Here is a 9160-nt window from a genome sequence, read left to right on the forward strand (position 1 = left end):
GCTCGTCGAGCGTTGGAAGGTTGAATACAACACGATCCGTCCGCATAGCTCGTTGGGCTATCGACCCCCGGCTCCCGAGGCCGTTCAAGCTTGGTCTTTTCGCTACGCTGCGCTCCGCGCAAAGACCAAGCTTGATTCTTGAAGAAACTAACGCAACACTTGGTGTCACGCGTGGGGGCAGGTCAGAAAAAGAAAGCGCAACACGATTCGGAAGGAATGAAGTCGCGACAATGTGGTGGGTTCCAAGAATATTGTCAAGAAAATTTATAAGCCGCCGTTATTTTCTTTTCGAGAATGAAAAACCTACGAATGAAACACCCTGGTATGAATACCCTATTCGTCTTCTTGCGAATCGAAACAAGAATCCGGCGCAAAACCGCGTACGACTTTCACGTAAACGACACGAAGTAAACGCCGGCCTAAAATAATTTCCTTGCAACCGTACGGCGATCGGTTAACTTCACGAATCCTTGAATCGGAAATCAGTCGCTCGCGCATCGGTCCGATATGCGCATCGCCGTCGATTCTTCCTCCCTCCGCAGATCGTGTTCGGCATGATTAAGCTCAATCAGCTTGTCGAGCCTCGCGCCGAAGCGGAGGATTCCGTCACCCGATTCGCCGATTTCTTGAGTGAGTTTGCGGAGTCGCTCAAGAAACACGCCACGCCGGAAGCGTTTTATCGTCGCTGGCTCGTCGCGATCGTCGATTTCGTCAGCGCAGAGGGGGCGGCGCTCCGCTTACGGGACGAAGCGGGAGCCTGGTCGACCATCGCGACGAGCACGTTCCCCAAGCTGGATCTCGGCACCGAACACGTTCCCTCGCGGCACGGCACGCTCGTCTTCGAGACCTTCGTCTCGGGACGGATAAAACTCATTCCGCCGTTGTCGCAGCGCAAGCAGGACCCCGAGGCGAACCCGACCGAACGGACCTTATTGGTCGCGCCTCTGGTGATCGCCGAAATCCATCAGGGGGTCGTCGAGCTGCTGTTGCCGCCGGAGAGCACTGCGGCGGAGCACGGCGAAACGCTGCGTGCGATTACGCAAGCGGCGGAGTTAATCGCGGCGTTCCGACACCAACAGCAAGATCGCCTACAAGCGAAGCTCGCCTGCGTCGAAGAACTCGAACGGTTCACCCAAGCCGTGCACGAACGGCTCGACGTCCGGCACATCGCCTACGTGATCGCGAACGAAGGAAAACGACTCGTCGGCTCCGACCGTCTGACGGTCTTCCTGCGCCGCGGTCGCAAGTACGACCTCACCGCCGTCAGCGGCTTGGACGTCGTCGAAACCCGTTCCGAGGCGGCGAAGCTCCTGAGCGCGCTGGCCGCGGAAGCCTGCCGCGTCGGCGAAGCGCTCGAGTATCCCGGCGAGCTCGAGTCGCTTACGCCGCCGATCCGCGCAGCGCTCGAAGCCTACGTCGACGAGACCCACGTGCGCGCCCTGGCGATCATTCCTCTCTTGCCGCCGAAAAGTAAAGAAAACACCCCGTCCGGAGATGTTTCGGAGCCCGCAGCGTTGCCGCTCGGCGGGCTCGTGATCGAGCACTTCGCCGACGTGACGGAAGCGCGCCGGCAAGCGGAGCGGGGTCGCTTCCTTGCCGAGCATGCGTCGTCGGCGCTCGCTAACGGCCTGCGGCACGAGCGGATCCCGTTGCTGCCGCTGTGGCGCGCGTGGGACCGCGTCGCCTTGCAGTTCGCTCCCGGCACGCGGAAGCGGACGCTCGCGATCATGGCCGCCGTCGCAGTCTCGTTAGCGACGTTGGCTTTCGCGCCGGCCGATTTTACGATCCCGGCCGACGGGGTCTTACGCCCCGCCGAGCAACGAAGCGCGTTCGCCCCCTGGGACGGCACGGTCAAAACACTCTTCGTCCGCCACGGCGATCACGTCGTCGTCGGGGAACCCCTCTTGGAACTCCAAAACGTCGATCTCGAAGTGACGCTCGCCGAGACGGCCGGCAAGCGAACCGCGGCGCAAGAACAACTGACGGCGGTCGAGCGATCGCTCTACGAAAATAGTTCGCAGCTCGCGATCCAAGAACGGCATCGCCTGAGCGGCCAACGGAGCGAGCTCAAGCAACGGGTGATCGCGCTCGATCAGCAACTCGAACTGCTGAAGCGCAAGAATGCGCAACTCCTAGTCACGAGCCCGCTCGACGGAGAAGTCGTCACCTGGAACTTGGAACAACTACTGTCGAACCGTCCGGTGCGGGCCGGGCAAGTCCTCCTCGAAGTCGGCCGGACCTCCGCAGCCTGGGAACTGGAGCTGCAAGTTCCGGAAGATGACATCGGCCACGTGCTTCGCGCCCAGCGCGCCCAGAGTGACGCGTTGGAAGTTCGTTATCGCCTAGCCGCCGCCCCGGCGCAGGAATACCGCGCCACGATTCGCGAAGTGCATCTGGCGGCCGAAGTGCGCGGCGAGAAAGGGAACACGGTTCTGGTTCGCGCCGCGCTCCCGCCGGAAAACCTCCCTCCGCAACGTCCGGGCGCCGCCGCGGCCACGAAGATTTACTGCGGCCGCCGCTCCGTAGGATATGTCTGGCTGCACGACGCCGTGGATTATTTACGAACGAAAGTGTTGTTTAGGATTTGAGCAGGGGTCGGGGGTCAGGGGTCGGGGGTCAGTTGAGGATGCGCTACGAAGTCCATTGATGTAAACCCTATTTACTGATTGCTTACTACTGATTTGCATTTCAGTAGTCATTAGACATTAGTCATTAAGTCATTGACCCATGCGTATTCCATCTCTATCCGTCGCGCTGCTCCTGTGTACTTCCGCCGGCATCGCCGCGGAATTAAACGCCGCTTTACCCGCCGCACCGCAGCCTCCTACGACACTTCGTCTCGAGCATTGTCTCGTCTCGCTGATCGACGACGTCGAAGTTCCGGCGGAGCGGGCCGGGGTGTTGCGCTCGATCGCGGTGAAGGAAGGGGACTACGTCGCGCTCGACGCCGTGCTCGGCCGGATCGACGAGCAGTTGGCGAAGCTGGAATGGGCGGCGGCGAACGCCGAAGCGCAGACCGCTCGCGCCAAGGCCGACAACCAACTGGAAACGGAATACGCCACGGCCGAGTACCAAGTCCGAGAAGCGGAGTACCGGATCAGCCTCACGGCCAATCAAAAAGAAGCCAACGCCGTCTCGCTGGTCGAACTCGAAAAGCTCCGGCTCGCCGCCGAGCAGGCGCGGATCAAGATCTCGGTCAGTAAGTACGAACGGGGGCTCCGGGCGACCGAAGCCGGCGGTTTCGCTGCGAAAGCGGAGCAAGCGGAGGTCGACATCGCGCGGCGCCGAATTCGCGCACCGGTCGCCGGCGAAATCGTCGAGCTCTTTTATCGTCCCGGCGAATGGGTCGAGCCCGGCAAGCCGGTGCTGCGGATCGTCCGTCTCGATCGCTTGAGGATCGAAGGGTTTGTCCCCTTCGCCGAACGGAACCCCAGCGAACTGTTGAACGCCACGGTGCAGGTCCACGTGGCCTTCGCCGCCGGCCGCCGCGAAACTTTCGTCGGCAAAGTAACGTTCGTCAGCCCGCTCGTGCAACCGGGCGGAGAGTACCGCATCTGGGCCGAAGTCGACAACCGCCGGGATCGCGACCAGTGGCTGCTGAAGCCGGGAGTGGAGGCGGAGATGGAAGTGGGAGGAAGAGGTCAGGGGTCGGGGGTCGGGGGTCAGTTAGGAGAGAGGGGTCAGGGGTCGGAGGTCAGGGGTCAGCCGGAGAAATCTTCGCGCTGAACGATACGTCATTCACCTCAAGCCTTCTCCATCGAACATCGTAGCTGCCTCTCTCTTATCTGACCCCCGACCCCTACCCGCCGCATGCCTTCCCCCACGCAACCCCTGACGCTCCGCAAACGGGCCGATCTCGTCGTCGTGCGGGAAGCGTTCGGCGACAAGACGTACTTCGTCGTGAAGGATCCGTTGGCGCTACGGTACTTTCGGTTTCAAGAAGAAGAGTTCGTGCAGTGGGAACTGATCGACGGCGTGCGCAGCCTGGAAGCGATGCGCGAGGAACTCGAAGCCCGCTTCGCGCCGCAGCAGTTCCCGACCGAAGGGATCGCCCGCTTCGTCGCCGGCTTGCATCAGTCGGGCCTCGTCACATCCGATGCCCGCGGCCAAGCCGCCCCCTTGTTGGAACGCCGCCGCAAGGCCTGGAATCGAGCTTGGCTGCAGAAGCTCCTGAGCCCCACCGCGATCCAGTTTCGCGGGCTCGATCCGACGCCGCTGTTCGATTTCTTGGAACCGAAGCTCCGTTGGTGCTATTCGCCCGCCGCGTGCTTGATTGCCTTGAGCTTGATCGTCGCCGCGCTCGGGCTCGTCGCGGTGCAATACGACGAAGTCGCGCGGCGACTGCCGACGTTTCATCAGTTCTTCACTCCCGGCAACATGCTCCTCCTGCTCGGGCTCACCGGTGCCATTAAAGTCGTCCACGAATTCGGCCACGGGCTCACCTGCCGGCGCTTCGGCGGCGAATGCCATGAGCTCGGACTGATGTTCTTGGTGTTCGCCCCCTGCTTGTATTGCAACGTCAGCGATTCGTGGCGGCTCACGAAGCGCGAGCGGATCGCAGTCAGCGCGGCCGGCATCGTCGTCGAACTCGTGATCGCGGCGCTGGCCGTCTTCGGCTGGTGGTTCAGTCGGCCCGGTGCGCTCCATCAGCTTTGTCTCAGCACGATGTTCGTCTCGGGCGTGAGCACGCTCTTGGTCAACGGCAACCCGCTGATGCGCTACGACGGTTACTTCATTCTGGCGGACGTCGTCGAAACCCCGAACCTCGCCGAAAAATCCGCCGCCGTCATTCGAGAGTTCTTCGCTCGGGTCTGCTTCGGCAACACCGACGCCGGAGACCCGCTCTTACCCGCGCGCAATCGGGGCTGGTTCGCGATCTATGGAATCGGCTCGCTCGTCTATCGCGTGCTCGTGACCTCTTCGATTTATCTGTTCCTCTTGGCATGGTTGCAGCCGTATCGCTTGGAAGTCTTGGCCCGCGCGTTCGGCTTGATCGCGCTGGCGACGATGCTCGTCATTCCGTTTATTCGCCAAGCGCGGGGACTGTTGGCGCAGGGCTTCGGCACTGCCGGGAGCCCGCGCCGCCGGCGACTCGGCATCACCGGCCTGGTCGCGATCGCAACTCTCGCCCTGATGACGTGCGTTCCGCTACCGCATCGGGTCTGGGGGACCTTGGAACTAGAGCCGTTCGCCGCCGAGCGGATCTACGTCGACGTCCCGGGCCGGATCCACACGGTCGCGAAGCAGCCGGGGGAGCGAGTCGCAGCGGGGGCGGTCTTAGCGACGCTCGAAAACTTGGACCTCGAACTGGAGATCGCGGACCTCGTCGGCCGCGCTGCGGAGCTCCGAGCGCAACTCGCCGCCCGCCGGATCGAGCGCTACCACAGCGCCGCAGCCGGTCAACAAATTCCCGAGCTCCTTCAATCGCTGGCCGGCGTCGAAGAGTCGCTCGCCGAAAAGCGGAAGCAACACGATCGCCTGACGCTCGTCGCCGGCCGCGCCGGTACGGTTTTCCCTCCGCCCGAAAACCTCGCAGCGACGAAAATCCCGCAGGGAGAACTACCCGGCTGGTCGGGCTTGCCGAGCGACGAGAAGAACCTCGCGACGACCCTCGAAGCCGGGACCCTCTTCTTTCAAATCGGCGACACGGAGCGCTGGGAAGCGCTCGTCGCGGTCGACCAAGCCGACGTCGAACTCGTTGCGCTCGGCCAAGCGGCGGAAATCAAAGTCGACGAGCTGCCGGACATCACGTTCCGCGGGCAAGTCGAAGAGATCGCGCGCCGCGAGCTCGTCGAGAGCCCGCGCGGGCTCAGCAATAAAGTCGGCGGCGACCTGGCGACCGAGACCGACGCCGCCGGCATCGAACGCCCTTTGAGCGCCACGTATCAAGTCCGCGTCGTACTTACCGATCCCGATGCGCTATTAAGAATCGGCCTCCGGGGCGCAGCCAAGATCCACGTCCCGCCGACCCCGCTCCTGGCCCGCGTCCACCGCTGGCTCGGCCGCACGTTTCATTTTGATCTCTGAAGAAGGGGTCGGGGGTCAGAGGTCAGGGGTCAGATGAGGATTCGCTACGGAATCGAAATGCGATTTCACTGAAACTTATTTACCGTTCACGCCCAGCTTCGCGCCGACTTGCTTTACTGACCCCCGACCTCCGACCCCTGACCCCTTTTCTCCCATCTGACCCCCGACCCCTGACCTCCGACCCCTTCCTCCCATGCTCCTCCTCTCGACCCTCTCCGCGCTGCTCCATCGCCGTCGGCTCAAGGCCGTCGCTGCGCAAGAGGCCGAGCTGCAGGCGTTGAGCGACGTTGAGTTGCGCGAACGGAGCTTGCTGTTGCGGCATCGGGCTCGGCTCGGCGAGCAGCCGCGACAACTCGCGGTCGATGCCTTCGCATTGGTGCGCGAGGCGGCCCGCCGGGCCTTGAACATGCGGCATTTCGACGTGCAGCTGTTGGGTGGGATGACGCTCGTCGCACGAGGCTTGGCCGAGATGCAGACCGGCGAAGGGAAGACCCTGACGGCGACGTTGCCCCTCTATGTTTATGCGCTCTACGGCCGTGGGGCGCATTTGGCGACCGTCAACGATTACCTCGCCCGGCGCGATGCAGATTTGATGCGCCCCGTCTATGCCGCGCTCGGCCTGTCGCTCGGCGTCGTCGAAAGCGGCACCGAGACCGACGCTCGTCGGCAAGCCTATGCTTGCGACGTCACCTACGGAACCGGCAAGGAATTCGGTTTCGATTTTCTTCGCGATCGGATTCTGCTCCGCGGGCAAGACGAGGTCGGAACCGATCTCATCGGCCGCCTGACCGGCGAGCCTGCGCCGGCCAGCCAGGAAAAAGGTCCGGACAAACCAGTCCAGCGGTCTCTCTTCTTCATGCTCGTCGACGAAGCGGACAGCGTCTTGATCGACGACGCCGGAACGCCGCTCGTCATCGCCGGAGCGGCAGGCCCGGTGCCGCCGCGCGATCGGGCTCGTTATCGGCTCGCCGCCGATTCCGCCGCACGGTTCGTCGAGAAGCAAGATTATGCGCTCGATCCCCGCACGCAGCGCGTCGAGCTTTCGTTCGCCGGCCGCGAGAAAGTACGCGGACTGCCGCAGCCGAAAGAGCTCGCGACCGTCGGCGTCGTCACGTTGTACGAAGACGTCGAACGGGCGATCCTCGTCGAGCGGCTTTATCGGCGCGATCGCAATTATCTAGTGCGGGGCGAACCGGAACCGGGGGACTCGGCGATCGCGATCGTCGACGAGTTCACCGGCCGAGTCGCCGAAGGACGTAAGTGGCGCAACGGCCTCCACCAAGCGATCGAAGCGAAAGAACATGTCGAGCTCACCGGCGACGGCGGCCAAGCGGCGCGGGTCACCGTGCAGGAATTCTTCTTGCGCTATCGCCACTTGGCCGGCATGAGCGGCACGGCCCAAGGCTCGGCCCGCGAGTTGAAGCGGATCTATCGCCTCGGCGTGAGCCGCATCCCGACCAATCGCCCGCCGATTCGCAAGAAACTCCCGACCTGGATCTTGCCGACCATCGAACGGAAATGGACCGCGATCGTCGCCGAGATTCGGGCAATGCATGAGGAAGGTCGGCCCGTGCTGATCGGCACCCGTTCGATCGACCGCTCGCAGACGTTGTCGCAACTCTTGGTCGCCGCGGGCATCGAGCATGAAGTGCTCAACGCTCATGAAGAGGCCCGCGAAGCCGAGATCGTCGCCCGGGCCGGCGAGCGAGGGCGCGTCACCGTCGCGACGAACATGGCCGGCCGGGGCACCGACATTCGTCTCGGTGCAGGGACCGCCGAGCTCGGCGGCATCCATGTGATCGTCAGCGAGATGCACGAAGCGGCCCGGATCGATCGCCAACTCGTCGGCCGCTCCGGCCGGCAAGGAGATCCCGGCTCGTATCGCTACATCCTCTCGCTCGAAGACGACCTGCTGCGCGAAGGCTTGTCGCCGCGGCGCGCTATGAAGCTCAAGAAACTCGGCGCGGCTTCGCAAGCGGCGGAGTTTTTATCCCCGGCGCTTGAACGCTGGTTTAAGCGAGCACAGCGCACCGTCGAACTCCGCAAGTTCCGTCAACGCAAACGGCTCTTGGCATTCGAGAAGCAACGCAATCTCTCCGCCCAGCCGCTCGGCTTGGATCCGCTCTTGGATCTGCCGGGCTAGCTTAACATCTTTGAACACGATTCCCGTTTCGATCTTACGTTCCGTCACGCTCTTCAACCGCAGGAAACTCCCATGTCGACCGCCGCTCTCCCCAACACCGAAGCCGCTCCCGCCGCACCGCAACCGATCAAGGTCGATGAAACGAAGCTCGTCGCCGCTTACACCAACTTCTGCCGCGTCACCGGCACGCCGGAAGAACTGATCGTCGACTTCGGCCTCAACGCCCATCCCATGGGCTCCGGCGATGCGGTCGTCGTCGGCCAGCGCCTCGTCATGAACTACTTCACCGCCAAACGCCTGCTGCAAGCCCTCGGCATGAGCGTCGCCCGCCACGAACAAGTCTTCGGCACGCTGGAAACCAACGTCATGAGGCGGGCGGAGAAGAAGTAAAGCCGCACTTCAGAGATGAGGTGCGTCCGCATAGTTACCCGAGTACGAGTACCTCGAGGCTAGCGTCGAGTCCTGTTTCGACTCAAACCCAGTCGATGAGCTCCCGACGGACCTCGCCGTCCGGTAATAACCGGACATTCTAGTGCTTTTCTTGAGGGCACGTAGGCCCTGTATCCCATAAGGGACCGTAAGCGCCCGACTTCAGGTCGGGCTTCAGAAGAAAACCGCTCTGAAACGGAGTCACGACATCATACCGGCCGCATCGGTACAAAAATGATACCGTCGTATGCAATGGTCAACCGGCCGCCTCGCGAAGCCGTTGGAAATGCTAAGAAAAGGACGGCCCCCGCAGTTGCTACGCGATCGAGCTCCGGCCCGTGCAAGCCGTTCGGCGGACACGGACCGGAGTGGTTGTTGGACGGCTTGGTTCAATCGCGGCGCTTAGAGCGGTTTTAAGTTAGGTGTATCGGTATCCGCAGTGTTTGAAGTAGTTCCGGCATTCGGTTTCGGTGAAGCGATCGAGGATGGTGCCGCAGAGCTTCCAGAGCTTGTCGACGGTTCGTTCGGCTCCGTCGCGGAGCAGCTTCTTGAACTTGGAGA

General features: G+C 62.8%; 6 protein-coding genes. All 6 read left to right on the forward strand.

The features are described 5' to 3' along the window. The coding region (locus K8U03_22090) for a transposase (protein MCE9607587.1) at positions 1-142 on the forward strand (142 nt) is incomplete at its 5' end. A gap of 412 nt (positions 143-554) precedes the next feature. Further along, entirely contained in the window at positions 555-2588 is a 2034-nt protein-coding gene (locus tag K8U03_22095; GenBank protein MCE9607588.1) for an efflux RND transporter periplasmic adaptor subunit, read from the forward strand. 139 nt (positions 2589-2727) lie between these two features. Further along, a complete protein-coding gene (locus tag K8U03_22100; protein MCE9607589.1) occupies positions 2728-3726 on the forward strand; it encodes an HlyD family efflux transporter periplasmic adaptor subunit in 999 nt (332 codons plus the stop codon). 84 nt (positions 3727-3810) lie between these two features. Continuing rightward, on the forward strand, positions 3811-6027 hold the full coding sequence (locus tag K8U03_22105; GenBank protein MCE9607590.1) for an HlyD family efflux transporter periplasmic adaptor subunit: 2217 nt from the start codon (positions 3811-3813) through the stop codon (positions 6025-6027). A gap of 193 nt (positions 6028-6220) precedes the next feature. Beyond that, entirely contained in the window at positions 6221-8170 is a 1950-nt protein-coding gene (locus K8U03_22110) for a preprotein translocase subunit SecA (protein ID MCE9607591.1), read from the forward strand. 72 nt (positions 8171-8242) lie between these two features. Beyond that, the gene (locus tag K8U03_22115; protein MCE9607592.1) at positions 8243-8560 is read left to right on the forward strand and encodes a DUF3467 domain-containing protein; all 318 of its coding nucleotides are present in this window, start codon (positions 8243-8245) and stop codon (positions 8558-8560) included. Positions 8561-9160: the final 600 nt, after the last annotated feature.

The sequence above is a fragment of the Planctomycetia bacterium genome (assembly GCA_021413845.1).
Lineage (GTDB): Bacteria > Planctomycetota > Planctomycetia > Pirellulales > PNKZ01 > PNKZ01.

What these genes read in the sequence shown, in the direction of transcription:
- K8U03_22095 (MCE9607588.1), top strand. Translation starts at nt 555, where the DNA reads ATGATTAAGCTCAATCAGCTTGTCGAGCCTCGCGCCGAAGCGGAGGAT.
- K8U03_22100 (MCE9607589.1), top strand. Translation starts at nt 2,728, where the DNA reads ATGCGTATTCCATCTCTATCCGTCGCGCTGCTCCTGTGTACTTCCGCC.
- K8U03_22105 (MCE9607590.1), top strand. Translation starts at nt 3,811, where the DNA reads ATGCCTTCCCCCACGCAACCCCTGACGCTCCGCAAACGGGCCGATCTC.
- K8U03_22110 (MCE9607591.1), top strand. Translation starts at nt 6,221, where the DNA reads ATGCTCCTCCTCTCGACCCTCTCCGCGCTGCTCCATCGCCGTCGGCTC.
- K8U03_22115 (MCE9607592.1), top strand. Translation starts at nt 8,243, where the DNA reads ATGTCGACCGCCGCTCTCCCCAACACCGAAGCCGCTCCCGCCGCACCG.